Source organism: Longispora urticae, assembly GCF_053902585.1.
Genome location: NZ_JAQZSH010000025.1, coordinates 136541 through 163299, shown reverse-complemented (window position 1 = coordinate 163299; position 26759 = coordinate 136541). Strand labels below are relative to the sequence as shown.

Annotated in this window: 27 protein-coding genes and 1 tRNA gene; 20 read left to right on the top strand and 8 right to left on the bottom strand. The window is 69.8% G+C overall.

Annotation, left to right across the window (positions count from 1 at the left end; all coding sequences use genetic code 11):
- Positions 1 to 78 precede the first annotated feature (78 nt).
- The 6 genes from metG to PT931_RS16180 all read left to right on the top strand — a co-directional run bounded on the left by metG (position 79) and on the right by PT931_RS16180 (position 7719).
- A complete protein-coding gene (gene metG / locus PT931_RS16205; RefSeq protein WP_456246568.1) occupies positions 79 to 1845 on the top strand; it encodes a methionine--tRNA ligase in 1767 nt (588 codons plus the stop codon).
- Between the two features lie 161 nt (positions 1846 to 2006).
- A complete protein-coding gene (locus PT931_RS16200; protein ID WP_456246567.1) occupies positions 2007 to 3167 on the top strand; it encodes a hypothetical protein in 1161 nt (386 codons plus the stop codon).
- A gap of 2 nt (positions 3168 to 3169) precedes the next feature.
- Positions 3170 to 4030, top strand: a complete 861-nt coding sequence (locus PT931_RS16195; protein WP_456246566.1) for a TatD family hydrolase — start codon at positions 3170 to 3172, stop codon at positions 4028 to 4030.
- Positions 4024 to 4881: a 16S rRNA (adenine(1518)-N(6)/adenine(1519)-N(6))-dimethyltransferase RsmA gene (rsmA, locus tag PT931_RS16190; RefSeq protein ID WP_456246565.1), complete on the top strand. Its 858-nt coding sequence runs from the start codon at positions 4024 to 4026 to the stop codon at positions 4879 to 4881. Before PT931_RS16195 ends, rsmA begins: the two co-directional genes overlap by 7 nt.
- Complete coding sequence (locus PT931_RS16185; RefSeq protein WP_456246564.1) at positions 4878 to 5819, top strand: 4-(cytidine 5'-diphospho)-2-C-methyl-D-erythritol kinase; 942 nt, start codon at positions 4878 to 4880, stop codon at positions 5817 to 5819. The genes rsmA and PT931_RS16185 overlap by 4 nt, the downstream gene beginning before the upstream one ends.
- Before the next feature lie 76 nt (positions 5820 to 5895).
- On the top strand, positions 5896 to 7719 hold the full coding sequence (locus PT931_RS16180) for an ABC-F family ATP-binding cassette domain-containing protein (RefSeq protein ID WP_456246563.1): 1824 nt from the start codon (positions 5896 to 5898) through the stop codon (positions 7717 to 7719).
- A gap of 366 nt (positions 7720 to 8085) precedes the next feature.
- On the opposite strand, the gene PT931_RS16175 is transcribed toward PT931_RS16180, so the two are convergent.
- The 3 genes from PT931_RS16175 to PT931_RS16165 are packed head-to-tail and all read right to left on the bottom strand — an operon-like array spanning position 8086 to position 10192.
- Positions 8086 to 8544, bottom strand: a complete 459-nt coding sequence (locus tag PT931_RS16175; protein WP_456246562.1) for a DUF4383 domain-containing protein — start codon at positions 8542 to 8544, stop codon at positions 8086 to 8088.
- Positions 8545 to 8589: 45 nt separating this feature from the next.
- On the bottom strand, positions 8590 to 9189 hold the full coding sequence (locus PT931_RS16170; RefSeq protein ID WP_363725790.1) for a TetR/AcrR family transcriptional regulator: 600 nt from the start codon (positions 9187 to 9189) through the stop codon (positions 8590 to 8592).
- Positions 9190 to 9241: 52 nt separating this feature from the next.
- On the bottom strand, positions 9242 to 10192 hold the full coding sequence (locus PT931_RS16165) for an acyl-CoA desaturase (RefSeq protein WP_456246561.1): 951 nt from the start codon (positions 10190 to 10192) through the stop codon (positions 9242 to 9244).
- A 115-nt stretch (positions 10193 to 10307) separates the two neighbouring features.
- On the opposite strand from PT931_RS16165, the gene PT931_RS16160 reads away from it, so the two are divergent.
- The 11 genes from PT931_RS16160 (at position 10308) to PT931_RS16110 (ending at position 20818) form a co-directional block, all read left to right on the top strand.
- Positions 10308 to 10994 (top strand): resolvase, encoded by a 687-nt coding sequence (locus tag PT931_RS16160; protein WP_456246560.1) that lies wholly within the window; start codon positions 10308 to 10310, stop codon positions 10992 to 10994.
- 7 nt (positions 10995 to 11001) lie between these two features.
- Positions 11002 to 11073: transfer RNA gene (locus PT931_RS16155), tRNA-Gln, on the top strand.
- 41 nt (positions 11074 to 11114) lie between these two features.
- Positions 11115 to 12548, top strand: coding sequence for a bifunctional UDP-N-acetylglucosamine diphosphorylase/glucosamine-1-phosphate N-acetyltransferase GlmU (glmU, locus tag PT931_RS16150; protein WP_456246559.1), 1434 nt, complete (start codon positions 11115 to 11117; stop codon positions 12546 to 12548).
- A 219-nt stretch (positions 12549 to 12767) separates the two neighbouring features.
- Positions 12768 to 13751: a ribose-phosphate diphosphokinase gene (locus PT931_RS16145; RefSeq protein ID WP_456246558.1), complete on the top strand. Its 984-nt coding sequence runs from the start codon at positions 12768 to 12770 to the stop codon at positions 13749 to 13751.
- A 388-nt stretch (positions 13752 to 14139) separates the two neighbouring features.
- Positions 14140 to 14727 carry a 50S ribosomal protein L25/general stress protein Ctc gene (locus tag PT931_RS16140; protein ID WP_456246557.1) on the top strand — a complete coding sequence of 196 codons (588 nt, stop codon included), beginning with the start codon at positions 14140 to 14142 and terminating at the stop codon, positions 14725 to 14727.
- 66 nt (positions 14728 to 14793) lie between these two features.
- Positions 14794 to 15381 carry an aminoacyl-tRNA hydrolase gene (gene pth / locus PT931_RS16135; protein ID WP_456246556.1) on the top strand — a complete coding sequence of 196 codons (588 nt, stop codon included), beginning with the start codon at positions 14794 to 14796 and terminating at the stop codon, positions 15379 to 15381.
- A gap of 51 nt (positions 15382 to 15432) precedes the next feature.
- A complete protein-coding gene (locus tag PT931_RS16130) occupies positions 15433 to 16875 on the top strand; it encodes a sugar transferase (RefSeq protein ID WP_456246555.1) in 1443 nt (480 codons plus the stop codon).
- The gene (locus tag PT931_RS16125; protein WP_456246554.1) at positions 16875 to 17657 is read left to right on the top strand and encodes a 3'(2'),5'-bisphosphate nucleotidase CysQ; all 783 of its coding nucleotides are present in this window, start codon (positions 16875 to 16877) and stop codon (positions 17655 to 17657) included. Before PT931_RS16130 ends, PT931_RS16125 begins: the two co-directional genes overlap by 1 nt.
- Positions 17658 to 17674: 17 nt before the next feature.
- Positions 17675 to 18598: a sulfate adenylyltransferase subunit CysD gene (cysD, locus tag PT931_RS16120; RefSeq protein ID WP_456246553.1), complete on the top strand. Its 924-nt coding sequence runs from the start codon at positions 17675 to 17677 to the stop codon at positions 18596 to 18598.
- A gap of 1 nt (position 18599) precedes the next feature.
- Positions 18600 to 19844, top strand: coding sequence for a sulfate adenylyltransferase subunit CysN (cysN, locus tag PT931_RS16115; RefSeq protein ID WP_456246552.1), 1245 nt, complete (start codon positions 18600 to 18602; stop codon positions 19842 to 19844).
- Between the two features lie 113 nt (positions 19845 to 19957).
- Positions 19958 to 20818: an SCO6745 family protein gene (locus PT931_RS16110; protein WP_456246551.1), complete on the top strand. Its 861-nt coding sequence runs from the start codon at positions 19958 to 19960 to the stop codon at positions 20816 to 20818.
- Positions 20819 to 20833: 15 nt separating this feature from the next.
- Here the strand turns inward: PT931_RS16110 and PT931_RS16105 are convergent, their stop codons facing one another.
- Both PT931_RS16105 and PT931_RS16100 read right to left on the bottom strand, forming a co-directional pair.
- Entirely contained in the window at positions 20834 to 21745 is a 912-nt protein-coding gene (locus PT931_RS16105) for a glycosyltransferase family 2 protein (protein WP_456246550.1), read from the bottom strand.
- Between the two features lie 2 nt (positions 21746 to 21747).
- Positions 21748 to 22650 carry a sulfotransferase gene (locus PT931_RS16100; protein ID WP_456246549.1) on the bottom strand — a complete coding sequence of 301 codons (903 nt, stop codon included), beginning with the start codon at positions 22648 to 22650 and terminating at the stop codon, positions 21748 to 21750.
- A gap of 81 nt (positions 22651 to 22731) precedes the next feature.
- Between PT931_RS16100 and PT931_RS16095 the strand changes: the two genes are divergently transcribed.
- Together PT931_RS16095 and PT931_RS16090 are read left to right on the top strand one after the other, a co-directional pair.
- On the top strand, positions 22732 to 23595 hold the full coding sequence (locus tag PT931_RS16095) for a WecB/TagA/CpsF family glycosyltransferase (RefSeq protein ID WP_456246548.1): 864 nt from the start codon (positions 22732 to 22734) through the stop codon (positions 23593 to 23595).
- Position 23596: 1 nt separating this feature from the next.
- A complete protein-coding gene (locus PT931_RS16090; RefSeq protein WP_363725640.1) occupies positions 23597 to 24313 on the top strand; it encodes a class I SAM-dependent methyltransferase in 717 nt (238 codons plus the stop codon).
- A 49-nt stretch (positions 24314 to 24362) separates the two neighbouring features.
- On the opposite strand, the gene PT931_RS16085 is transcribed toward PT931_RS16090, so the two are convergent.
- From PT931_RS16085 to PT931_RS16075, 3 genes are read right to left on the bottom strand one after another with little or no spacing between them, the layout of a single operon-like run.
- Complete coding sequence (locus PT931_RS16085) at positions 24363 to 25199, bottom strand: helix-turn-helix domain-containing protein (protein WP_456246547.1); 837 nt, start codon at positions 25197 to 25199, stop codon at positions 24363 to 24365.
- Entirely contained in the window at positions 25199 to 25732 is a 534-nt protein-coding gene (locus tag PT931_RS16080) for a DUF6879 family protein (RefSeq protein WP_456246546.1), read from the bottom strand. The genes PT931_RS16085 and PT931_RS16080 overlap by 1 nt, the downstream gene beginning before the upstream one ends.
- Entirely contained in the window at positions 25713 to 26060 is a 348-nt protein-coding gene (locus PT931_RS16075) for a hypothetical protein (protein ID WP_456246545.1), read from the bottom strand. The genes PT931_RS16080 and PT931_RS16075 overlap by 20 nt, the downstream gene beginning before the upstream one ends.
- Before the next feature lie 237 nt (positions 26061 to 26297).
- Here PT931_RS16075 and PT931_RS16070 point away from each other — a divergent pair, with 237 nt between their 5' ends.
- Positions 26298 to 26516 carry a DUF397 domain-containing protein gene (locus PT931_RS16070; protein ID WP_456246544.1) on the top strand — a complete coding sequence of 73 codons (219 nt, stop codon included), beginning with the start codon at positions 26298 to 26300 and terminating at the stop codon, positions 26514 to 26516.
- The last annotated feature ends 243 nt before the right edge of the window (positions 26517 to 26759 follow it).

Here is a 26759-nt window from a genome sequence, read left to right as displayed (position 1 = left end):
CCATTGTCTACGCTTTTGACGGGTGGGAACGGGGCGGCGTGTCGAAATTGGTTCCGGGCGACCAACTACGCTGGGCACATGAGTCACGTTCTCGCCGCGGTCGCCTGGCCCTACGCCAACGGCCCGCGCCACATCGGTCACGTATCGGGCTTCGGCATCCCGTCCGACGTTTTCAGCCGGTACATGCGGATGGCGGGCCACGACGTGCTCATGGTCTCCGGCACCGACGAGCACGGCACGCCGATCCAGGTGCAGGCCGACGAGGAGGGGCTGACGCCGCGCGAGGCGGTGGACAAGTACAACAGGGTGATCGTCGAGGACCTGCACGCCCTCGGCCTGTCCTACGACCTGTTCACCCGGACCACGACCGGCAACCACTACGCGGTGGTGCAGGAGCTGTTCAACGCGCTCGACGCGAACGGGTACATCGTCGCGCAGAAGGCGATGGCCGCGATCTCGCCGTCGACCGGGCGGGGCCTGCCGGACCGGTACGTCGAGGGCACCTGCCCGATCTGCGGCTACGGCAGCGCGCGCGGCGACCAGTGTGACAACTGCGGCAACCAGCTCGACCCGATCGACCTGATCAACCCGAAGTCGAAGATCAACGGCGAGGTCCCGGAGTTCCGCGAGACCGAGCACTACTTCCTGGACCTGTCCGCGTTCGCCGACGCGCTGGGGGAGTGGCTGGACACCCGCGAGGGCTGGCGGCCGAACGTGCTGAAGTTCTCGAAGAACCTGGTCGAGGACCTGCGGCCCCGGGCGATCACCCGGGACCTGGAGTGGGGCGTGCCGATCCCGCGCGAGGGCTGGGACTCGAAGCGGTTCTACGTCTGGTTCGACGCGGTGATCGGGTACCTGTCGGCGTCGATCGAGTGGGCCCGGCGCTCGGGTGACCCGGAGGCGTGGCGACGGTGGTGGCAGGGCGCCGACAAGCGTGCCTACTACTTCATGGGCAAGGACAACATCGTCTTCCACTCGCTGATCTGGCCGGCGATCCTGCTCGGCTACGACGGCAAGGGCGCCAAGGGTGGCAAGCCCGGTGAGCTGGGCGAACTCGGCCTGCCCACCGAGGTGGTGTCGAGCGAGTTCCTCACGATGGAGGGCCGCAAGTTCTCCTCGTCCCGCAAGATCGTGATCTACGTGCGCGACTTCCTGGAGCGCTACGACGCCGACGCGCTGCGGTACTTCATCGCGGTCGCCGGCCCCGAGACCAACGACACGGACTTCACCTGGACGGAGTTCCTCCGCCGCAACAACGACGAGCTGGTCGCGGGCTGGGGCAACCTGGTCAACCGGTCGGTGTCGATGGCGGCGAAGAACTTCGGCGCGGTGCCGGCCCCGGGTGAGCTGACCGACGACGACCGGGCCGTGCTGGAGATCGCCCGCGAGGGCTTCGGCAAGGTCGGCGCGCTGATCGGGCAGCACAAGCAGAAGGCCGCGATCGGCGAGGCGATGCGGGTGGTGGCCGAGGCGAACCGCTACCTCTCCGACCAGGCCCCGTGGAAGCTCAAAGAGGACAAGCCCCGGATGGGTACGGTGCTCTACGTCGCCCTCCAGGTGATCAGCGACTGCAAGACCCTGCTCGCCCCGTTCCTGCCGCACTCCTCCCAGCAGGTGCACGAGCTGCTCGGCGGGACGGGCGTGTTCGCGCCGATGCCCGAGATCCGGGAGGTCGCAGACCTCGACGGCGGGCCGACGTACCCGGTGCTGACCGGGGACTACGTGTTCCCCGCGTGGGAGTCGGTTCCGCTGGTGGCCGGGGTGGAGCTGTCCGCGCCGACGCCGATCTTCAAGAAGCTGGACCCGTCCATCGTGGACGAGGAGCTGGCCCGGCTCGAGAGCTGAGCCACGGAGATCAACAGAAACGAGCCCGATCCGGGGGTACCGGGTCGGGCTCGTTTTTTCGTGTGTCGACGCGCCGTGTGTCGCGGATAACGTACGGCGATCGAGAATTGTTTGCCTTCTGTTAACGCGCCGGTTGAGGGGTAAGCCCTAAGTTGGCGGGTATGACCCTGGTAGGTGAAGCTGCGCAGCGGACGGTGACGTTCGCGGGAAAGCAGTACCCTGCCGAGGAACTCGCCAGAGGAGCCGCATACGAGCTCTACCTGGACGGTCCCGAACCCGGCGCGCTGCCCAACCCCCGCCCGGGGGCCCGGCACCCGTTCCGGATGTTCGTGCACTCCTCGGAGGTACCGGGCGCCGAACCCTTCGACGCCCCACTGACCGTTCCGTTGTCCAGGACTATGAGCTGGGAGAGTGTCCAACGCCTCTCCCAGACCCCGGGTGGGGACCTGCGCGCCGTGCGCGAGTCCGCGACCATCAAGTCGGGTACCCGCATGATCAAGCCGTTGAGTGCCACCCAGGTCGGCGCGTACCTGCGCCGGGGCGCGCTCCCGCACGGCTGCTGCTACCGCGAGCACGACATCGCGCACCTGCGCACCCCGGCCGACCTGCGGTTCCTGGGAATCGACGACGAGGACGCCGCCTACGCCCTGCGCTGGCGCGCCATCGGACCCGAGGACTACGAGATCGCGGACCTGCCGGGCGTGATGGCCCTCCCGCCGCACGAACGGGTCGGCCCGCCGCTGCTCGGTACGGGCTTCGCGCCCAGCAACAAGCACCTGGTGCCCGAGTTCGTGACCGCGGACCTGGCGGAGCTGCCGCTGCCCGCGTTCAGCGAACTGATCGCCTACCTGCCCGACGGCACCGAGGTGACCCTGTTCCACTTCGTGCCCGAGCAGAAGGCCTGGTCCCGGATGGCCGGGCCGCAGTGGCGCCGACTGCTCACCCCGATCGACGCGGACCAGGAGATGATCCCGGTACCCGACACGTTCGCCCGGCTCGTCGGGAGCTACCAGGGCGAGGTGAAGGAGGCCGTGGCCGACCCGCCCGGGGAGTTCCGGCTGCTCGCCAAGAACCGGGCCGCGCGGTACCCGGTCGAGTCGCTGGCCCGCCGGGACGTGCGCGGCCGGTGGCGCGGCATCGACGTACTCATCGTCGGGGCCGACAAGGACTGGCTCCGCGTCCGCCTGATCCGTCCAGATTCCGACTCGATCGTCCGGATCGGCGCCCGGTCCACGGAGCGCTGCGTCTACGAGGCGTGGGCCCAGGGCAGTGAGCTGTCCGACGTCCGCGAGCACCAGACTCCGTACCGCCTATCCTGGTAGGGATGTCTCGATCCCACGCCCCAGAGCGCCCGCCAGCCCCGGAGCCGTTGCCGGTCCCGGTCCTGGACTCCCACACCCACCTCGACATCGTCGTCGACCGGCGGGGTGAGGCCGACGCGACCCTGGACCCCGACGGCCGGGTCCAAGCCGAGATCGACGCCGCCGTCGCCGTCGGCGTGCCCCGGCTCGTCCAGGTCGGTGTCGACGTGGCGTCCTCCCGGTGGGGCGCGCGGCTCGCCGACGCGTCCCCGCACGTCCTGGCCACGGTCGCCCTGCACCCGAACGAGGCCCCCCGCCTGGCGGACCTCGACGAGGCGCTCCGCGAGATCGAGACCCTGGCCGCCCTGCCCCGGGTGCGCGGGCTCGGCGAGACCGGCCTCGACTACTTCCGGACCGGCGAGGAGGGCGTCGAGGCGCAGACCGCGAGCTTCCGGGCGCACATCGCATTCGCCAAGCGGTTCGGCAAGGCGCTCGTCATCCACGACCGCGAGGCCCACTCCGACGTGCTCAAGGTGCTCAAGGAGGAGGGCGCGCCCGACACCGTCGTGCTGCACTGCTTCTCCGGGGACGGCGAGTTCGCCCGCGAATGCGCCGACCAGGGCTTCTACCTGAGCTTCGCCGGCAACGTGACCTTCAAGTCCGCCGCGCACCTCCGGGACGCCGCGCTCGCCGCGCCGCTCGACCAGATCCTGGTGGAGACGGACGCGCCGTTCCTGACCCCGATGCCGTACCGGGGCCGCCCCAACGCCTCGTACCTGATCCCGCACATCGTGCGCTTCCTCGCCGACCTGCGCGGGGTGTCCGTCGAGGACATGTGCGCCGCGCTGGGCGCGAACGGCGAGCGGGTGTTCGGTCAGTGGTAGACCAGCTGCTCGGCGCGGCGGACATCCGCCGGCTCGCCGCCGAACTCGGGGTCACCCCGACCAAGGTCCTCGGCCAGAACTTCGTGCACGACGGCAACACGGTCCGCAAGATCGTGGCGTCCGCCGGGCTCACCCCCGACGACGTCGTGGTCGAGGTCGGCCCCGGCCTGGGGTCCCTGACCCTGGCCCTGCTGCCCAACGCCGCCGCCGTGCACGCCGTCGAACTGGACCCGAAGCTGGCCGCCGCGCTGCCGGGCACCGTTCTCGAGAAGGCCCCCGACCAGGCCGGCAAGCTCACCGTGATCACCGCCGACGCGCTGCGGGTGAAGGCCTCGGACTTCCCCTCGCCGCCGACCGCGCTGGTCGCGAACCTGCCGTACAACGTGGCCGTGCCCGTCGTGCTGACCCTGCTCGCCGAGCTGCCGAGCCTCGCCAAGGGCCTCGTGATGGTGCAGGCCGAGGTGGCCGACCGGATGATCGCCGGTCCCGGTTCCAAGATCTACGGCGTTCCGAGCCTCAAACTCGCCTGGTACGCGAGCTCGCACTGGGCCGGCCCCATCTCGCGCGCCGTGTTCTGGCCCGTGCCCAACGTCGACTCCGGGCTCGTCGCGTTCACCCGCCGGGAGCCGCCGCAGACCGACGTACCCCGCGCGGCCGTGTTCGCCGCCGTGGACGCCGCGTTCGGCCAGCGCCGGAAGATGCTGCGCTCCTCGCTCGCCGACTGGGCCGGCGGCGCCGCGCGGGCCACCGAACTGCTGGAGGCCGCCGGGGTCGACCCGACCGCGCGCGCCGAGACCCTCAACATCCAGCAGTTCTGTGCCATCGCGGCGGCGAAGGTGGCGGCGGAGTGAGTCTCGCGTACGAGGAGAAGCCCGACTTCGTGGCCTCCGGTTCCGTCCGGGTCCGGGTCCCAGCCAAGATCAACATGCATCTCGGGGTGGGTCCGCTGCGCGACGACGGCTACCACGATCTCACCACCGTCTACCAGGCCATCAGCCTCTACGACGACGTGCACGCCCACCGCTCCGACACCCTCGCGCTCACCATCGACGGCGAGGGCGCCGGCACCCTGCCCCTGGACGACGACAACCTCGCCGTCCGGGCCGTCCGGGCGCTCGCCGCGCACACCGGGCTGCCCGCGCACGCCCGGCTGCACATCACCAAGAGCATCCCCGTCGCCGGCGGCCTCGCCGGGGGCAGCGCCGACTGCGCCGCCACCCTCGTCGCCTGCGACGCGCTCTGGGGCACCGGCCTGTCCCGCGACGAACTCGCCAGCATCGCCGCCACCCTCGGCTCCGACATCCCGTTCCTCGTCCTCGGGGGCACGGCACTCGGCACCGGGCGCGGCGAACAGGTCAACCCGGTGCTCGCCGCCGGCACCTGGCACTGGGTCGTCGGCGTCGCCGCCGGCGGCCTGTCCACCCCCGCCGTGTACCGCGAGATCGACCGACTCCGCGAACTCGGCACCGCCCCCGACCCCGCCGGCAGCGCCGACCTGTTGCTCGCCGCGCTCCGCCAACCCGACCCGGAGGTCCTCGCCGCCGTGCTAGTCAATGATCTACAGGCGGCCGCCGTCTCGCTACGGCCCCAACTCCGCGCCACCCTGCGCGCCGGCCTCGACGAGGGCGCGCTCGCGGCCCTCGTCTCCGGCTCCGGCCCGACGTGCCTGTACCTGGCGCGCGACGCCGAGCACGCCAACGCCCTCGCGGCGAGCCTCACCAGCCGTGGGGTGTGCCGCACCGTGCGCACCGCCCACGGGCCGGTCGCCGGGGCGCGGGTGACCTCATGATGGGCGAAGCTTGCGAGCCCATCCCGAGACTCAGTGGCCCCTCGGCACGAGGCTCCGAGCGAAGCGAGGAGTCGTAGTGGCGAACATCGTCAACCTCGACAAGGTCTCCAAGCACTACGCCGCCGGCCCCATCTTCGACGGCGTCTCCCTCGGCGTCGACGAGACCGACCGGATCGGCGTCGTCGGCCTCAACGGGGCCGGCAAGTCCACCCTGCTCAAGCTGATCCTCGGCACCGTCGAACCGGACGACGGCCGGGTCACCCGCCGCCGCGACACCCGGGTCACGGCCCTGCCCCAGCAGATCACCTTCGCCGAGGGCGTGACCGTACAGGACGTCGTGCTCGGTACGGGCTGGCTCGACGAGGGGTTCGCCACCGAGCACGAGTGGGCGTCCGACGCCGGGATCCGGGGCATCCTCGCCGGCCTCGGCATGCCCGGCCTGGGCCTGGACGCCGAGCTGCGGACCATGTCCGGCGGCGAGCGGCGCCGGGTGGCCCTCGCCGCGCTGCTGATCCGCACCACGGACCTGCTGATCCTGGACGAGCCGACGAACCACCTGGACGTCGCCGGCATCGCCTGGCTCGCCGAGTTCCTCAACAACCGCCGGGGCGCGCTGCTGGTCGTCACGCACGACCGGTGGTTCCTCGACGCGGTCTGCAGCCGGACCTGGGAGGTCGCCGACGCCACGGTCCGCGCCTACGAGGGCGGGTACGCCGCCTGGACCCTCGCCCGGATCGAACGCCAGCGCGTCGAGTCGACCCTGGAGGCCCGCCGGCAGAACCTGCTCCGCAAGGAGATCGCGTGGCTGCGGCGCGGCCCGCCGGCCCGGACGTCCAAGCCCAAGTTCCGGATCGACGCCGCCAACGCGCTGATCGCGGACGTGCCGCCGGTCCGCGAGACCGTGTCGCTGCAGAAGATGTCCACGGCGCGCCTCGGCAAGGAGGTCTACGGCCTCAAGGACACGACGGTGACCCTGGGGGACCGTACCCTCCTGAAGCACGTCGACTGGAATGTCGGCCCGGGGGACCGGATCGGCCTGGTCGGCGTCAACGGCGCGGGCAAGACCACCCTGCTGCGGCTCCTCGCCGGCGTCTCGAAGCCCACCTCGGGCGAGGTGAAGATCGGCAAGACGGTGAAGACGGCGTTCCTGTCCCAGGAGCTCGCCGAACTCCCCGGTCACCTGCGGGTCATCGAGGCCGTCGAGGAGGTCGCCAAGCGGATCGTGCTCGGCGACAAGGAACTGTCCGCCGGCCAGGTCGCCGAGCAGTTCGGCTTCACCGACCGCCGGCTGTGGACCCCGGTCAAGGACCTGTCCGGTGGCGAGCGCCGCCGGCTCCAGCTCCTGCGCCTGCTCGCCGCCGAGCCGAACGTGCTCCTGCTCGACGAGCCGACGAACGACCTGGACACCGACACGCTCGCGTCGCTGGAGGACCTGCTGGACTCCTGGCCGGGGACGATCGTGGTCGCCAGCCACGACCGGTACCTGATGGAGCGGGTCTGCGACCAGGTCTACGCCCTGATGGGCGACGGCAAGGTCACCCACCTGCCCGGCGGCATCGACGAGTTCCTCGTCCGGGTCAGCTCCGGGGTCGACGTGGGCGGCCGGTTGTCGGCGGTGTCCGCGGACATGCCGACCAGCGCCGGGGGTGGCGGTTCCGCCGGCCTGTCGGGCGGGCTGTCGGCCGGTGAGGCGCGGGCCGGCAAGAAGGAACTCTCCCGGCTCGAACGGGCGATCACGAAGCTCGACCAGCGCGAGGAGAAGCTGCACGCGCAGCTCGCCGAGCACGCCACCGACTACGCGAAGATCACGGAGTTGCAGGCGGAGCTGAACGCGGTGATCGCGGAGAAGGAATCCACCGAGGAGCAGTGGCTGGCGCTCGCGGAGCAGCTGGGCGGGTAGCCGGACCGGCCCGGCGATCCGTCGGGCCGCCGGCCCGCCTGGAGGCCGCGAACCGGTCCGCATGGGGGCCGCGCCGGTCCAGGCAGGGCCAGAGGCCGCAGCCCGGCCCGTGCGGAGGTCGCAGCCCGGCCGGCCCGGAGGCCGCAGCCCGGCCCGTGCGGAGGTCGCAGCCCGGCCGGCCCGGAGGTCGCAGCCCGGCCCGTGCGGAGGTCGCAGCCCGGCCGGCCCGGAGGTCGCAGCCCGGCCCGCCCGGAGGGCGCAATCCGGCCGGCCCGGAGGCCGCGCGGCGCCGGGCACTCCCGGCAGGTGACGGACAGCGAAAGGCCCCCGGGGAGTCCACTCCCCGGGGGCCTTCCCACAACTCACCTAGTGCGAGTGCCGGAAGCTCTCCTCCGCGTCGGCCTCAGCGGGCGTACCCACGTAGCCGTACACGGCGGCGCCCATCAGCAGCATGCCCGCGCTGTACACGACGATCACGTTGGACATCGAGAAGCCCAGCACGTTGAGGTCGGTCCGCAGGAACGCCAGCATCGCGGTGCCGATCAGCAGGTGGATGGACGACAGCCACCAGTTGACCTTGACGTCGATGTTCCGGCCGACCACCGCGGCGAGCAGGCCGACCGCGCCGAGCACGATCGCCAGCACCGAGAACGCCGGGTTCGCCTTCATGCCGAGCACCAGCTTCGTACCCGTCTGGGCGAAGAAGTCGAGGTCCGTGGTCATCGCGAGGCCGATGATGCCGAACACCAGGAAGTACACGCTGACCAGAGCCGTGATGACCCTGTACACCGGGCGCAGGTGGTGGTTGACCGGAAAGTGTGACATCGTGCCCCTCTTCGTCTGAACGCTCCACCGGCATTCTCGCCTACGCTACCGGCGAGCGCCGCCCAGGGTCGGCTTGGCCTCGAGGTTGCTCAGCCCGTTCCACGCGAGATTGACCAGGTGAGCGGCCACCGCCTCCTTGCGCGGCTTGCGGACCTCCAGCCACCAGCGCCCGGCGAGGGAGACCATGCCGACCAGTGCCTGCGAGTACAACTCGGCGAGTTTGGGGTCGTAGCCCCGGCTCTTGAACTCGGCCGCCAGCACGTGCTCGACCTGGTGCGCCACGTCGTTGAGCACGCTGGAGAAGTTGCCGCTGTTCGAGCCGACCGGCGACTCGCGGACCAGGACCCGGAAGCCGTTGGTGTCCGACTCGATGTAGTCGAGCAGCGCGAGGGCCGCCTGTTCGAGCAGCTCGCGGGGGTGCCCGCCGGTGAGGGCGTTGGTCACCCGGTTCAGCAGGGCGAGGACCTCGCGGTCGACGACGACCGCGTAGAGGCCCTCCTTGCCGCCGAAGTGCTCGTACACGACCGGCTTGCTGACCTTGGCCCGCGCCGCGACCTCCTCCACCGAGGTCCCGTCGAAGCCCTTCTCCGCGAACAGCTGCCGGCCGATCGCGATCAGCTGCTCACGACGCTGCGCCGAGGACATCCTCACCCGGCGCGGCGTCGTCGCCTTCGCATCCCCGCTGTCGACCACCTGGCTATTTAACACGCTTGGCGTCGAGGCGGTCGGCCTTGGGCCACTTCACGTTGGAGATCCAGCCCAGCTTCTCGAACACCCAGATCACCCGGGCCGACGTGTCGAGCTGGCCGCGGTCGACGCCGTGCCGCGCGCAGGTCGGGTCCGCGTGGTGCAGGTTGTGCCAGCTCTCGCCCATCGACAGGATCGCCATCGGCCAGAAGTTGGTCGCCCGGTCACCCTCGCGCATCTCGAACGGCCGGTTGCCGACCACGTGGCACACGGAGTTGATCGCCCACGTCGTGTGGTGCAGCAGGCCCACCCGGACCAGGCCGCCCCAGAAGAACGCGGTCAGCGCGCCCCACCACGACCAGGTGATCAGGCCGCCGATGACGCCCGGCAGCAGCAGCGAGGTGAAGATCAGCGGCACGAACAGCGCGTCCACCCGGCGGATGTCCTTGTCGGCGACCAGGTCGGGGGCGAAGCGCTCCCGGTTCGACAGCTCGCGGTGGAACAGCCAGCCGATGTGCGCGTGGAACATGCCCTTGGTCAGGCCCTTGAACGTCGAGCCGTACCGCCACGGGGAGTGCGGGTCGCCCTCGAGGTCCGAGTACTGGTGGTGCCGGCGGTGGTCCGCCACCCACTGGGTCGGGGAGCCCTGGATCGCCATCGAGCCGGCGACGGCGAGGGTGACCCGGAGCCAGCGCTTGGCCTTGTAGCCGCCGTGCGTGAAGTACCGGTGGAAGCCGACGGTGATGCCCCAGCCCGCGATGTGGTACATCACGATCGTGATCACCACGTCGGTCCAGGTCAGGCCCCAGCCCCAGGCGAACGGGATCGCGGTGAGCAGCGCCAGGAACGGGATCACGACGAAGGCCCACAGGCCGATGATCACTCCGGTGCCCTGGGAGCCCTCAGTCAGCGGTTTGGGGCCGCCCTGCAGCTGGTCCTGGGCGGTCGTCGACTGGGTCATGTGCCTCGCTCCACGTTCGGGGGGTCGCTACCTACGCAACCGTAACCTACGGTCCCGTAGTTTCCCACCGCTCGACCGTGCCGACTTGCCCCACCGCGGGGGTATGTTTCCGTACATGCGTGCGAAGCCGGAGAGTCGGGAGCGGGCCCGTGAGTTGCGCATGGCGGGCGCGACCCTGTCGGAGATAGTCCGGGAGCTCGGCGTCGCGAAGTCCTCGGTGTCGACCTGGGTGCGCGACGTTCCTACTGAGGCCGTTGGGGTCCGCCTTGGTGGCGAGGTGCTCGACCGGATGAAGGTGATGAGTGAGGCGCGTTGGGCCAGGCACGAAGAGCGGCGCTCGGCGGCGCGCGAAGAGGCCATGGCGAGGGGCGCGGTGGCCGCAACGGATCCGATGATCGCGGCCGCGGCAATCGCCTACTGGTGCGAGGGCTCGAAGTCCAAGCCCTGGCGGCGCTCCGAGCGGCTGACCTTCATCAACAGCGACCCAGGGCTGATCGCCTTGTTCCTGGGGTTTCTTCGTGGGAGTGGGGTCGCCGAAGACCAGATCAGCTACCGGCTGTCGATCCACGAGACGGCGGACGTGCCAGCGGCCACCCGGTGGTGGGCTGAGCGGGTCGGCGTCGTTCCAGAGCGGTTCGCCAACGCGACTCTCAAGCGGCACGTGCCGACAACTCGCCACAATACTGACGACCACTACCACGGCTGCCTGATCGTCGACGTCCGCCGAAGCCGCCAGTTGTACTGGTTCGTGGAGGGGGCGGTCCGGGCGGTCATAGCGGGTGTCGGGCATTCGGTAAGGTAGGTCGGGATGGGGTATGGGGTAACGGCAGCCCGCAGGCCTTTGGTGCCTCGCAGTCCAGGTTCGAATCCTGGTACCCCAGCAAACCGGGCGCCCCAACCGTGACGAAATAGGGGAGTGCGCGTGCGCAGGACTGTCATCGTTCTCGCTGCTGGTCAGGGCAAGCGGATGCGCTCGGCGCTCCCGAAGGTGATGCACCCCCTCCTCGGCAGGCCACTGGTCGGCCACGTGCTGGCCGCCGCCGCCCCGCTCGACCCCGAGCACACGGTCGTCGTGGTCGGCGTCGGCTCGGAGCTGGTCACCGACTACCTCGCCACGGCGCTCCCCGGCGCGGTCACCGCGCTCCAGGAGACGCAGGGCGGCACCGGGCACGCGGCCCGGGTCGGCTTCGAGGCGGTCAAGGACGTCGAGGGCACGGTCGTGGTGCTGTTCGGGGACAACCCGCTGCTGCGCCCGGAGACGATCGAGAAGCTGGTCGCCGTGCACGAGGCGGGCGGCGACGCGGCCACGGTGCTGACGGCGTCCCAGGAGGACCCGACCGGGCTGGGCCGGATCCTGCGGGACGCCGACGGCCGGGTGACCGGGATCGTGGAGGAGCGCGACGCGACCGCCGAGCAGCGCGCCATCCGGGAGATCAACAGCGGGATCATGGTGTTCGAGGCGGCGGCGCTGCGCGACACCCTGGGCGTGCTGACGGCGCACAACGACCAGGGCGAGGAGTACCTGACGGACGTCGTCGGGCTGCTCGTGGCCGCGGGGCGGACCGTGGGGGCGTATGTCGCGCCGGACGTGACCGAGACCTACGGCTGCAACGACCGCGCCCAGCTCGCCGACCTGCGGTACCTGCTGCGGGACCGGGTCAACCGGGAGCACATGCGCAACGGCGTGACCATGATCGACCCGGCGACCGCGTGGATCGACGTGACGGTGACCCTGGAGCCGGACGTGACGCTGGAGCCCGGGGTCATCCTGCGCGGCGGGACGTCGGTGGCGGCCGGCGCGCTGGTCGGCCCGGACACGACGCTGGTGGACTGCGAGGTGGGCGCGGGCGCGACGGTGATCCGGGCGCACGCGTTGGGCGCGGTGATCGGGGCCGGCGCCCAGGTGGGGCCGTACGCGTACCTGCGGCCGGAGACCGTGCTGCACGAGCGCGCGAAGGTGGGCACATTCGTGGAGACCAAGAAGACCACGGTGGGTACGGGGGCGAAGATCCCGCACCTGACGTACGCGGGGGACGCCACCATCGGCGCGAACGCCAACATCGGCGCGGCGACGATCTTCGTGAACTACGACGGGGTCAACAAGCACCACACCACGGTCGGCGAGGCGGCGTTCGTGGGCTGCGACACGAACCTGATCGCCCCGGTGACGGTGGGCCCGGGCGCGTACGTGGCGGCGGGCAGCGTGATCTACAAGGACGTGCCGGCGGGTTCGCTGGGCGTCACGCGGGGCCAGCAGCGCAACATCGACGGCTGGGTGCAGCGGCGGCGCGCGGGGACGAAGTCGGCGGCAGCGGCGGCGGCGGCGGCGAAGGCGAGCGCCGAAGAAGAGGGCTGACCTGCTGGTGGTCGCCCACCTGGGTAACTTAACGAACGGCCCCGATAGCACCTGGCGCAGCTGAATAATCGATGGCGTGAAGTTTGCCACGAGGTTCGGGTCGGCTTGGGATGGACGCCCGCGAGCGGCGATACTGGGCGTGAGTCCTAGCCGCACGTGGTGTCGCCACCACCGTGTCACCAACGCTGTGTCACTAACGAGCAGACAGGGTCGTACCCGATGGGCAGTATCGTCGCGGAGAACCGAAAAACACTGATGCTCTTCTCCGGCCGGGCGTACCCCGCGCTGGCCGAGGAGATCGGGTCGGAGTTGGGGATCAAGCCGACCCCGACCGACGCCTACGATTTCGCCAACGGCGAGACCTTCGTCCGGTACCAGGAGTCGGTGCGCGGTTCGGATGCCTTCGTCGTGCAGTCGATGACGACGCCGATCAACCAGTGGGTCATGGAGACCCTGATCATGGTGGACGCGTTGAAGCGCGGTTCGGCGAAGCGGGTGACCGTGGTCCTCCCGTTCTACCCGTACGGCCGGCAGGACAAGAAGCACCGGGGCCGCGAGCCCATCTCGGCGCGCCTGGTCGCGGACCTGCTCAAGACGGCCGGCGCGGACCGGATCCTGACGGTCGACCTGCACGCCTCGCAGATCCAGGGCTTCTTCGACGGCCCGGTCGACCACCTGTACGCGATGGACACCCTCGCCGACTACCTGCTGGAGAAGTACGCGGGCAGGCCCCTGGCGGTCGTGTCCCCGGACGCGGGCCGGGTGAAGGTCGCGGAGCGGTGGGCGAACAAGTTCGGCGGGGTGCCGCTGGCGTTCGTGCACAAGACGCGCGACCCGATGAAGCCCAACCAGGTGGTGGCCAACCGGGTGGTCGGGGACATCGAGGGCCGGGTCTGTCTGATCATCGATGACATGATCGACTCGGGCGGCACGATCTGTAAGGCCGCCGACGTGCTGTTCGACAGCGGCGCGACGGACGTGGTGGTGGCGGCGACGCACGCGATCCTGTCGGACCCGGCGACGGAGCGGTTCAAGAACAGCCGGATCAGCGAGGTCGTGGTGACGAACACGCTGCCGATCCCGGCGGAGAAGCAGCTGGACAAGATCACGGTGCTGTCGATCGCGCCGATGGTGGCGCGGGCGATGCGCGAGGTCTTCGACGACGGTTCGGTGACCACCCTCTTCGGCGGTCTGTCCGGCTGAGCGAACTCGTGGCGGGCGGGACGTCGGGCGACCGACACCCGCCCGCCTTTCGCATTCCAGTACCCCAAAGCAAGATCTTTTGATGGTTACGAGTGGGGCGGTGACCTGTGCGCGAAGGCTGGAGCCCGGAGGGGCGCCGCCCGCGAACGCCGAGCCCGGACACTAGGTCCGGGGTTCCGTGTGTGGTAGGGCACCCGATTTAGTGTCGACGGGGGTGCTCCGGTAGGCTGGTGCGGTTGCCACGGCGAGGGTGCCCCTTCTGATGGGGGCTCCGTCATCGACGCGGTGCTCTGGGCGAGGACGTCCGTGCATCACGCCGCCGCGCCGGGCACCGCACACCGATGACATGTTCGCACAAAAGACCAAGCCCTTCCGGAGGAGTTCTCCCGTGTCCGAGGTCCGTATCAGCGCAGAGCCCCGCACCGAGTTCGGCAAGGGTGGCGCGCGTCGCACCCGTCGGGCCGGCAAGATTCCTGCCGTGCTCTACGGCCACGGTGAGGCCCCCAAGCACATCGCCCTCCCGGCGCTGGAGTTCAGCAACGCGATCCGTCGCGGTGGCATCAACCAGCTCTTCACCCTCGAGTCGACCGCCGGTGAGAAGATCCTGGCGCTCCCGAAGGCGCTCCAGCGCGACCCGATCCGCGACACGATCGACCACGTCGACATGCTGATCGTCAAGCAGGGCGAGAAGGTCACCGTCGAGGTCCCGATCCACTTCGTCGGCGAGGCCGACAAGGCCGGCATGGTCATGCACGCGCTGAACACGCTGTCGCTGAGCGCCGACGCCACCAAGCTGCCGGACAGCGTCGAGGTCTCCCTCGACGGTCTCGCGGTCGGTGACCACCTCACCGCCGGTCAGATCACGCTGCCGGAGGGCTCCGAGCTGATCACCGAGCCCGAGACCCTCATCGTCAACGTGGTCGCCACCCCGAGCGCCGCTGACGTCGAGGAGACCGAGGCTCCCGCCGAGGCGTAGGTCGTCTGAACGTTCCGGCCCGGCTGATCACTCAGCCGGGCCGTTTTCTCATCTGGGAGTACCGCTGTGTCTGACGAGACGTTCCTGGTGGTCGGCCTGGGCAACCCGGGCAAGCAGTACGCGGGGAACCGGCACAATGTCGGTTTCATGGTCGCCGACCTGCTGGCGGGCCGGGTGGGCGCGAAGTTCGGCCGGCACGCGCGTGCCCCGAAGTCGGAGGTCGCCGAGGGCCGGGTGCGGCCGGGCGGGCCGAAGCTGGTGCTGGTGAAGCCGCTGACGTTCATGAACCTGTCGGGTCCGCCGGTGGCGGCGCTGGCCGGGTTCTACAAGATCCCGCCGGAGCGGATCATCGCGGTGCACGACGAGTTGGACGTGCCGTTCACGTCGCTGCGGATCAAGATCGGCGGCGGGGAGGGCGGGCACAACGGGCTGCGCTCGATGACCCAGTCGTTGGGTACGAAGGACTATGTCCGGGTGCGGTTCGGCATCGGTCGCCCGCCGGGCCGACAGGACGCGGCCGATTTCGTGCTGAGTGACTTCTCCACTGTGGAGAAGAAAGAACTCGACTATTTCGTGGACCGTACCGCCGACATCGTCGAGGCCGTCGCCGACAATGGCGTCGAGTGGGCGCAGAATAGTTACCACGCGGCGTGACCGTTTTACCCCTAATTCGTTACCACGGTAGGTGACACTGGGGGGAAGGCAATGGCGGTTGTTGAGCTGGATATCGCGACGGACCGTCGTGTCGCCGCGCCGTCGAGAGCGTGGGAGTCGCGTTATCTGCGCTACCTGCTGACGACCGACGTGCTCGTGGGGCTGCTCGCGGGTGGCGTGGCGTTCTGCCTGCGCTTCGGTGAGCGGATCACGGAGTACAACCTCTGGTATTTCGCGCTTTCACTCGCCTTTCCCGTCGCCTGGGTCGCCGCGCTCACCCTGAACCGGGCCTACGAGAAACGCTATCTGTACGTCGGCACCGACGAGTACCAACGCGTATTCCGTTCCGGTCTCGGACTCACGGCCGGACTGGCCCTGATGGCGTACGCGTTGGAGATTCCGCTCGCCCGGAGTTATGTCCTCATGGTGCTGCCGTTGGCGACCGTCGCGGGAATTGTGAGCCGGTTCCTGGTCCGCAAGGGACTGCACATGTTGCGCGAACGCGGCCGGTGTCTGCGCCGGGTCGTGGTGGTCGGCCACAGTGTCGCGGTGGCCCAGTTGGCGGTGCAGCTGCGCCGGGAGGCGTACCACGGGCTGACCGTCGTCGGCGCGTGTGTGCCGTCGAGCCGGGACGCGCTGCTGGCCGAGGTGCCGGTGTGCGGCACGTTCGACGACGTGGCGGGCGCGGTCGAGGCGGCGGGGGCCGACACCGTGGTGGTGCTGTCCTGCCCGGAGATCGACGGCATCGCGATGCGCCGGCTGGCCTGGGAGCTCGAACGCGGCGACGTGGACCTGATCGTGGCCAGCGCGCTGCTGGACGTGGCCGGCGACCGGACCACGATCCGCCCCGTGGACGGGCTGCCGATGCTGCACGTGGAGCACCCGAACCTGGCCGGTACCCGGCGGTTCGCCAAGGAGCTGTTCGACCGGGTCGGCGCGTTCGCGATCCTCGTTCTCATCGCTCCGTTGTGGATCGTGGTCGGGTTCGCGATCTGGTGGGGCGAGCCGGGCGCGCCGATGCTGTTCCGTCAGCTCCGGGTGGGCAAGCACGGCCGGCTGTTCGGGGTGTGGAAGTTCCGCAGCATGTACGTCGACGCCGAGGCGCGCAAGGCCGCCCTGGAGAGCGAGACCGGCGGCGTGCTGTTCAAGATGCGCGACGACCCGCGGGTGACCCCGGTGGGGAAGTTCATCCGCCGGTTCTCGATCGACGAACTGCCCCAGCTGCTCAACGTGCTCGCCGGGGACATGTCGCTCGTCGGGCCGCGCCCGCCGCTGCCGGCGGAGGTGGCGGCCTACCCGGACGACATGCGCCGCCGGCTCGTGGTCAAGCCCGGCCTGACCGGGTTGTGGCAGGTCAGCGGACGTTCGGACCTCCCCTGGGAGGAAGCGGTCCGACTTGACCTGAGGTACGTGGAGAATTGGTCTCTGTCATTGGATCTGGTGATTCTGCTGCGTACACTGACTGCGGTGTGTCGCGCCTCGGGAGCGTACTGATGATCACTCCGGCTGGAGATGCCGCGTTCGCCCGCTGGTTGGCCAGGGCCGCCGGTGACGCTCTGCTCGCCCTGCGGGACGAGTTGGGCTTCCACGACGCCCTGATGCTGAAGAACGCGGGCGACAAGATCTCGCACGAGCTGCTGATGGGCGCCCTGGAACGGTGGCGGCCCGGCGACGCGGTGCTGTCCGAGGAGGGCGCCGACAGTGCGGCCCGGCTCGGGGCGGACCGGGTGTGGATCATCGACCCGCTCGACGGCACCCGGGAGTTCTCCGAGGAGGGCCGCACCGACTGGGCCGTGCACGTCGCGCTGTGGCGCCGCGCCATGGCCCGTCCGGGGCCGGGGGAGCTGGTCGCGGGCGCGGTCGGGATGCCGGCCCGGGGCATCATCCTCGGTACGGACACGCCGCCGGCCTACCCGCCGCTGCGCGGCGAGGGCCCGGCCGGGGCGCTGCGGATCGCGTGCAGCCGGTCCCGCCCGCCGGCCTTCCTGACGGCCCTCGCCGAGGAGCTGGGGGCCGAACTGGTCCCGATGGGCTCGGCCGGCGTGAAGGTGTCCGCCGTGGTCACGGGCGAGGTGGACGCGTACGTGCACGCCGGCGGCCAGTACGAGTGGGACTCGGCCGCCCCGGTCGCTGTGGCCCGGGCCACGGGCCTGCATACTTCCCGGATCGACGGTTCTGTGCTGGACTACAACCAGCCTGACCCTAAATTGCCTGACCTGCTGGTCTGTCGTAAGGATCTTGCACAGACGCTGCTCGGCTCACTTTCGTCCCTTTAATCTATCGGAGCACCTAAATGACCGAATTCCCTACCGCGCCAGTGGGTTATACGGTCACGCACCTCGACGCCCTGGAAGCAGAGGCGATCTTCGTGTTCCGCGAGGTCGTGGCCGAGTCCGAGCGTCCCGTGCTGCTGTTCTCGGGCGGTAAGGACTCCATCGTCCTGCTCCGGCTCGCCGAGAAGGCGTTCGCCCCCGGGCGGATCCCGTTCCCGCTGCTGCACGTCGACACCGGGCACAACTTCGCCGAGGTGCTCGACTTCCGCGACCAGCGGGTCGAGGAACTGGGCAGCCAGCTCCTCGTCGCCAGCGTGCAGGAGGCCATCGACACCGGGCTCGTCGTCGAGCCGCCGTCGGGGATGCGCAACCCGATCCAGACCCCGGTGCTGCTCGACGCGGTGGAGAAGTACCGCTTCGACGCGCTGTTCGGGGGCGCCCGCCGCGACGAGGAGAAGGCCCGGGCCAAGGAACGGGTGTTCAGCTTCCGCGACGAGTTCGGCCAGTGGGACCCGAAGAACCAGCGCCCCGAACTGTGGTCGCTGTACAACGCGCGGGTCCAGCAGGGCGAGTCGATCCGGGTGTTCCCGCTGTCCAACTGGACCGAGCTGGACGTCTGGCACTACATCGACCGCGAGAACATCGCCCTGCCCTCGATCTACTTCGCGCACGAACGCGAGGTCGTCGACCGCGACGGCATGCTGTACGCGGTGCACGACGTCCTCCCGGTGCGCGCCGGCGAGAAGCCGTTCAAGGAGCAGGTCCGCTACCGCACGGTCGGCGACGCGTCCTGCACGGCGGCCGTGAAGTCCGACGCCGACACCGTGGCCAAGGTGATCGACGAGGTCGCCTCCACTCGGATCACCGAGCGCGGCGCGACCCGGGGCGACGACCGGGTCAGCGAGGCAGCCATGGAGGACCGCAAGCGCGAGGGATATTTCTAAGATGGACATTCTGCGATTCGCCACAGCCGGGTCCGTGGACGACGGCAAGTCCACGCTGATCGGCCGGCTGCTGTACGACTCGAAGTCCATCTTCGAGGACCAGTTGGCGGCCGTCGAGGCCACCAGCGCGGCCCGGGGCGACGACTACACCGACCTGGCGCTGCTCACCGACGGCCTGCGGGCCGAGCGGGAGCAGGGCATCACGATCGATGTGGCGTACCGGTACTTCGCCACGCCCAAGCGGAAGTTCATCATCGCCGACACCCCGGGGCACATCCAGTACACCCGGAACATGGTGACCGGGGCGTCCACCGCCGACCTGGCGCTGATCCTCGTCGACGCCCGCAAGGGGCTGGTCGAGCAGTCGCGGCGGCACGCGTTCCTGTGCTCCCTGCTGCGCGTCCCGCACATGGTGCTGTGCGTCAACAAGATGGACCTGGTCGACTGGTCCGAGGAGGTCTTCGAGCAGATCCGGGCCGAGTTCCGGGCGTTCGCGACCAAGCTCGAGGTGCCCGACCTGTCGGTGATCCCGATCTCCGCGCTCAAGGGCGACAACATCGTCACCAGATCCACGAACATGCCGTGGTACGACGGCCCCGCGCTCCTGCACCACCTGGAGAACCTGCACATCGCGTCCGACCGCAACCTGGTCGACACCCGGTTCCCGGTGCAGTACGTGATCCGGCCGCAGTCCAACTCCGCCCGCGACTACCGGGGCTACGCCGGCCAGGTCGCGTCCGGGGTGCTCAAGCCCGGCGACGAGATCACGGTGCTGCCCTCCGGGTTCACCTCGAAGATCGCGGCCATCGAGACCGCCGACGGGCCGGTCGCCGAGGCGTACCCGCCGATGTCCGTGACCGTCCGGTTGGAGGACGAGATCGACATCTCCCGCGGGGACCTGATCTGCCGGCCCAACAACCAGCCGCAGGTCTCCCAGGACGTCGAGGCCATGATCTGCTGGATGGACGAGACGGCACCACTGGTCCGGGGCAAGAAGTACGCGATCAAGCACACCACGCGGACCGCCCGGGCGATCGTCAAGGACCTGCACTACCGGCTCGACATCAACACCCTGCACCGGGACGAGACGGCCCCGTCGCTCGGGCTGAACGAGATCGGCCGGATCAGGCTGCGGACCACCGTGCCGCTGCTGTGCGACGAGTACCGGCGCAACCGGGTGACCGGCGGGTTCATCGTGATCGACGAGTCGACGAACCGCACGGTGGGCGCGGGCATCATCGTCTGACCCGTTTCACCGGCGCGGCGTCCACCTCTACGGGTCGGCGCCGCGTCCGCGTCTACCCGTGACTTTTGTGGGACGGCATCGCTTCCGGGCGGGTGGCGGGCGATGATGGGCGGATGATTGCCCGCCGGTTGTGGACCCTGTTCGAGCCGTTGCACGCGGTGACCTACTTCGCCCCGGAGTGCCGGGCCGCCTTCGAGGAGGCCGGCCTGCGCGGCTTCTGGCGCGGGTACTTCGGCGGGCGGGCCGCGCCGCTCGGACCCGTCGGGGCCGCCCCGGTGACGGCGTTGTTCTTCGGGTTCGCGCCGCGGATGGTGGAGCGGGCGCTGCCGGCGGTGTGGGAGCTGGCGGGGCCCGAGGAGGCGTTGCGGGCCCGGGCGGCGGGGGCACGGGCCGCCCTGGCCCGGTTGTTCGGGTCCGTGGGCACCGGTCCCGGCGATCTGGCCGATCCGGCGGGGGTCTCCCGCGCGGTTGCCGAGGCCGCCGGGTTGCTCCGGCGGGCCGCCGAGGCCGTGGACACCTCCGGGCGGCCGTTGGCCGCCGCGAACGCCGCCTTGGCATGGCCGACGGATCGAATTGACGTGGTGTGGCACGCCGCGACCGTTCTCCGGGAGCACCGGGGGGACGGGCACGTGGCCGCGCTGGTGGTCGCCGGGCTCGACGGGTGCGAGAGCCTCGCCTGGCGGGCGGCGCTCGACAACGACCGGACCGTGTTGCAGCCGGCGCGGGGCTGGAGCGACGAGGAGTGGGGCCGGGCCGAGGAGCGGCTGCGCGAGAAGGGCTGGGTGGACGCGGACGGGAAGCCGACCGAGTTCGGGGAGGCGGCGTTCGCGCAGGTGGAGGCCCGGACGGATGTGATCGCGGAGGACGTCTGGCGGGGGGTGGACGTCGCGCGGTTGGTGGAGGTGTTGGAGCCGTTGGCGCGGGCGGCGGCGGACGCGTTGCCGTTTCCCAACCCGATCGGGCTGACTAAGTAGGGGTGTGAAGGTTTTTTAGATGCCGTGGCCGCGTTTGTGGAGGGCCGAGACGACCCGCTCGACGGTGACGATCCGCGCGTTGGCCGCCAGGGCGATGGCCGCCCGGGGCTCGCGCCAGCGCTGCCGGAGCGCCGCCCGGGCCCACCGGACGGACTGCTTGCGATCACCCTTGGCGGCGTACCAGCACGCCAGCTGGCCGTAGACCCGGGCCGCGCCCGTCCGGCAGGTCCCGATCTCCGGGTGCCGGTGCAGCATCCACCGCAACGACGAGATCTTCGTGTCGTACTGCCGCGCGAACAGCGACCCCACCCCCCACGCGACCCGGACCAACGGCTGGTCCACGTGCACGATCGGATGCCGGGCCGCGGCGCGCAACAGCAGGTCCCAGTCCTCGTTCTGGCTGCCCGGCGCGTCCTCGGCGACCATGCCCAGCCCGCCGGTCAGCGCGCTCCGCCGGATCACGAACGTCGAGGAGTGCAGCATCGACATCCGGGAACCGAGCAGGTCCGCGTGGCTGACCTCGGTGCGGCCGGCGAGCCGCTGGTTGACCTGCCCGTTGTAGGACACCTCGATCGAGCAGGTGCCGAACTCCGCCAGCGGCTTGCGCCACAACGCCATCGACTGGGTGACCACCTTGCCCGGCAGCCACTCGTCGTCGTCGTCGCAGAACGCCACCAGGTCCGTGTCCAGCGCCATGATGCCGGTGTTGCGGGCCCCGGCCAGCCCGGGGGTGCGGTTGTTGGACAGCACCATCACGGGCCGGGGGCCGCCCTGGGCCACCATGAAGTCGGGCTCGGCCCGGTCGTAGACGACGATGACCCGCATCTCGCCCGGGTACTCCTGGGCCAGCACCGACGCGATGGCCGCCCGGAGCTGCTCGGGACGATTGTGGGTGGGGATGACGACACCGATGGACGGCCAGTACATGTCTAACTCCGGAGGTAGCCGTAGCGGCTGAGCAGGGGCCCGGTGAGCGCCCGCACGATGTTCCGCTGTCGGGGGGGAAGCGAGGTCCGCCAGTCCTCGTCGCGGCGGAGCGGCACCGGGCCCACCGTGAACCGCATCGGGTTCCCGGCCGCGCTGTGGCAGGTGGTCAACTGCGCGGAGTCGGCGTGCAGGAACTCCATCGGCCCCGGGTCCACGCCCACGAACCGGGCCAGCGAACGGGTCACGGCCACCGGGTCGCGCATGAAATTCTCGTACCGGACCCGGCGGGTGGGGACGCCGCGCCTTCTCAGGACGCCGAACGCCGCGTTGTGCGCGTTCCACAGCATCGCCGAGCGGGCCGGCGTGTACCGGGTCATCGCGTCGCCGTCCGCCTCGGGCCGCGCGACCTCCTTCGTCCAGGAGTAGGCGACGCCCCGGGAGTCGCGGACCACGTGCAGAACACGGAGATCCACCTCGGGGGAGTACCGCAGGCAGTACGCGAGCGCCGCGTGCTTCGAGGAGTCGATCACCACCTCGGAGCCGCTGACCTCGGCGGCCGCCTGATACACCCGGCGGTAGTGCCAGACGTAGTCCTCGACCGCCCCGCCGCCGCGCACCGCCAGCCGCGGGATGTACCGGGTGCGCTCCACCGCGTCCCGCAGCTCCAGCAGCCGGGGCACGTCCAGCCGGTGCCAGCCGCCGAACGCCCGGTCGCCGACCTCCTGCCAGAACTCGCACCGGGAGAACCGGTTCCCGCAGGCGCACCGCTCGTCGTCGCGCACGTCCCGGTCCCACAGGTGCACGACCTCGCCCAGGGCGCAGACACCCGGGAGCTGCCCGAGTACCCGCTCCAGGAGGGTCGTGCCACTACGGCCGAGTGCGCCGATGAAAATTACGCGAACCACTCATACCCTCCTGTACCAGCCCGATCGTTATAACGAGCGAGCAATACGGAGAGAACGGGGTTCGGGGCTTTGGCAGCAAAAGTGACAGTCGGCGAGATCGCCTTCGACGCGCTCACGGAGGAGGAGGTGGTCAGCCACGTCAGGGCGGCGCTGGACCGGGGGGAGGGTGGGCGGATCATCACGCCGAACGTGGACATCGCGCTGCGCGCCGGGGCCATGCCCGGGCCGGGCCGGGCCGCTGGAGCCGCCGGGGCGCGGCCCGTGCCGACTCCTGGTGCCGACGGGGCCACCGCCCATGACGGCGCTGCCGGCGGCCGGCCCGTGCACGACCCCTTCCCCGGCGACGCCGTCACCGTCCGACGGTTCCTCGCCGACGCCAGCCTCGTCGTCGCCGACGGCATGCCCCTCCTCTGGGCGTCCCGCCTCGCCCGCACCCCCCTGCCCGAACGCGTCGCCGGCTCCAGCTTGATCTGGACCCTGTCCCGCGCCGCCGGCCTCGACGGCCGCTCCGTGTTCCTGATCGGCGGCCGCCCCGGCACCGCCGCCGGCCCCGCCCTGGAGGCCGGCTGTCCCGGACTCCGGATCGCCGGCCACGTCAGCCCGCCGTTCGGCTTCGAACGCACCTCCTTCTACGACGAGCTCTGTGCCAGGGTGAAGGAGACGAAACCCGACATCGTGTACGTCGGCCTCGGCTTCCCCAAACAGGAGCACGTCATCGACCGGCTCCGGCCCGAACTGCCCGCCGCCTGGTTCGTCGGCTGCGGCGCCTCCGTGCAGTTCGTGGCCGGCGAGCTGCACCGCGCGCCACTCTGGATGCAACGTTCCGGTCTGGAGTGGATCCACCGGCTGCTCAGCGAACCCCGGCGGCTCGCCGGCCGGTACCTCATCCACGATCTGCCCTTTGCTTTTCGCCTTCTGAGCTCCGCTGTGAGGAAACGTGCCTGAGATGCAGACCTTCGACCGACCCACCGACGCCTGCGCCGCGCTCCAGACGCGGGTGGACGAGCTGCTCGGCGAGCACCTCGGGTCCCGCGCCCTGGAGGCCGGCGCGGGCAAACGCACCCGCCTGTCCCTGCCCCCGGACACCTACGTCGTCGGCGTCGACACCGACCCCGACGCCCTGGCCTGGAACACCCGCCTCGACGAGCGCGTGCTGTGCGACCTGATGGAGTACACCCCGCCGTTCGGCACCTTCGACCTGATCACCTGCTGGTACGTGCTGGAGCACGTCGACCGGCCCGAGCTGCTCATCGAACGGTTCGCGAACTGGCTGCGCCCCGGCGGCCTCATGGTGCTCGCCGTGCCGCACCTGGCGAGCCCCAAGTCGTTGGTGACCAAGTGGACGCCGCACAGCTTCCACATCTGGTTCCGGCGCAAGGTGGCCGGATCCGCCAACGCCGGCAAGCCCGGCTTCGGCCCGTACCCGACGACGCTGCGGCGGTCGATCGCGCCCCGGAACCTGGCGCGGCGGGCGGCCGACCTGGGGCTGAGCGTGGCCTTCGAGGGGTACTTCGAGGACAACAAGCAGCGCAAGTTGCGGCAGAAGTTGCGGGTGACCGGGGCGGGGTGGCGCGCGGCTCGGGGGCTGACCCGCGTGGCCAGCCTGGGCCAGCTCGACGCCCTGCGCACCGAGTACCTGGTGGTCCTCCAGAAGGAGGTCTGACCACGCCTTTGGCCAACTGGGCGAGGCGGCGACTGCCATGCCCAGTTGGTCAGCGGGCCAGTTCGGAAATCGCGCGGTTGATCAGCCGGTGTGCCTCTTCGCCGTAGACGGCCTGGCTGCACAGTCCCTGGAAGGCCTTCGCGTACAGCGCGACTTCGCGAGGTGGCGTGATGGACAGCTCTGCGGAGATGGACTCGACGTTCACCAGCCGGTCATCGAACATGATGAACTGATTGGTGGGCACGAGATATGTGGAACGTGACGGGATGATCCCCAGACTTATCCGGGGTAGGGATGTCAACGTTCTGAGCCTGTCCAACTGACCGGCCATGACGTCCCCGTCGCCGACCATCGTGTGGAGTGCCTGTTCGGCGAGGATGAAGTGAAACCGGTGATCGCCCCGGTAGAGGATCTGTTGGCGTTCCATGCGTGCGGCTACGCCGGCTTCAAGGTCATCGGGAACCTGATAGAACGCGATCACCCGGGCCATGACAGCTGTGGCGTACTCAGCCGTGTGCAGGATCCCCGGCACCAGCGCGGGTTCGTACCAGCGGAAGAGCTTCGTCTGCGCCTCGAGGCTGATGGAGGCTTCCTGGCGCCTCTTCGTGCCGGTGTTGAGCATGCGGCGCCACTCGACATACATCGCCTCGATGGTGCGGACAGCAGCCGTCAAATCAGCGACGTGATCCTGAGCCTGGCAATGGTGGCACCATGAGCGGATGTCGTCCTCGGACGGCGTCTGTTTGCCGTACTCAATCTTGGAAACCTTGGAGCTGTGCCAACCGGCAAGCCCGGCAAGCTGACTGCCGGTCAGCCCAGCGTCTTTCCTGAGGTCGCGGAGTCGGTGCCCCAGAGCCTCACGTGCTTGATGAACTGCGCTCGACATTATCGCGCGGCGAACTCGCTGGTCACGTAGTCGCGATGGGGTATGGCTCTCTTCCACACAGCGTCCTGTGCCTGCTGGCATTGCCGGACGACTGCCGGATCGGTGACCTCCGTGCCACCCAGAAACTTGCCGCCATCCTCGAACACGGTGCTGAACACACGGCTGTCATCGAACAACCAGTAGTCATCTTCGGGCAGATCGATGCCGGTAGTCAGATGCCGTGGCAGCCACCGGATGTCTTCGCCCGCGTCGATGTTCAGAGGTGCGACGGCAAGGCCCCACCGGGTGTAGTCGCCGTGCGGCACGGTCACCACGCGAACCCGCGTCATCCGTTTCCCGGCGGCTGTGAACTCCCGCACCAGGCGGAGCCATGGCTCGTGCCAGGCGAAGTCGTCAGGCCTGCCCGTCAGAAACAGTTCGAACGGTCCGGCCTCGGTGGGGTCATGGTAGGTGTCACGCAGTTCGAGATGGAACGCTGTCCTCGCGAACGTGCGGAACAGGTTCTCGAATCTCTCACCCTGTAGCAGCTCCACCGGCCTCACCCTCTCGTGCCTTCCCGACCTCGACGCAGGTCTCGTGACCGGGGATGTCCATCTGGCCCAGAGCGTCAACGTCAACGACCGGCTCACCAGACAAGATATATGTGCCCTTCCCGGTGTCCTCCAGGGTTACCCCGAGCGCTGTGCCCTGTTCGAGAAAGCCCAGCAGCTTCGCTGGAATTTCCACACTGGTCCGCCTCTCGGGAACCTTCCAACCCTGCACGACATAGGTGTCGCGGTCCGTGGAGAACAGGGTGGGCGAGCCACCCCCTTGGGTCTCCTTGCCGAGGAACCTTAGCTGCATGATCGTTCTCCTATCCAACGATTGCTCCTAATTGCTCGGTCGCTTTCAATGCTCTGACAGGTGCAGGTTTCTGGTCAAGGTGTGCGACACGAGCAAAACCAAGCAAACTCGTGGCCCCTCGAACCGTCCGTGTCGTTGACTTTTCGTAGGGCGCTCCCCGTGATGCCAACCAGCCGCATGTCCCCGATCCGAGTGCGTCAGGTGTTCAGGAGCTTTGCGGGGAGCTGCCCACCCACCTCGAACACAGGAGGAGAGATGACCGACCTCTACGACGTCGACCTCGACGGATTGCCGCGGATGCGGTGCGGCGGCAACGTCGGGGATTCGACCACCGGCGAGAGCTGCGTGGTGCTGACCGAGATTCCGGGAAGCCCCGGATCTTTCGAGTTGACCGACTCGAAGCGGCCGGAGCTGACCGGGCTGCGGTTCAGCAAGGACGAGCTCGTCAACATGTTCACCAGGATCCCGCTGTAGCTGACCGGCACAAAGCCCCCTGTCTGCGGCAAGTGGGCAGGGGGCTACTCGTAGATTCCTGTGAGGTCCGCGTGGCTGGATTGTGGGTCTGCTTCGTTTGGGCAGGTCGGGATGTCGAGGTTCGGGACGCTCAACGGCGCGACCCGAACGTGAGCGTGCCTCCGTTGCTGACCAGGGCGTGGCTGGAGAAGCCGCAGGCGATGCGGGCCGAAACGCATCAGAGCCCTGAGGATGCGGCGGGCT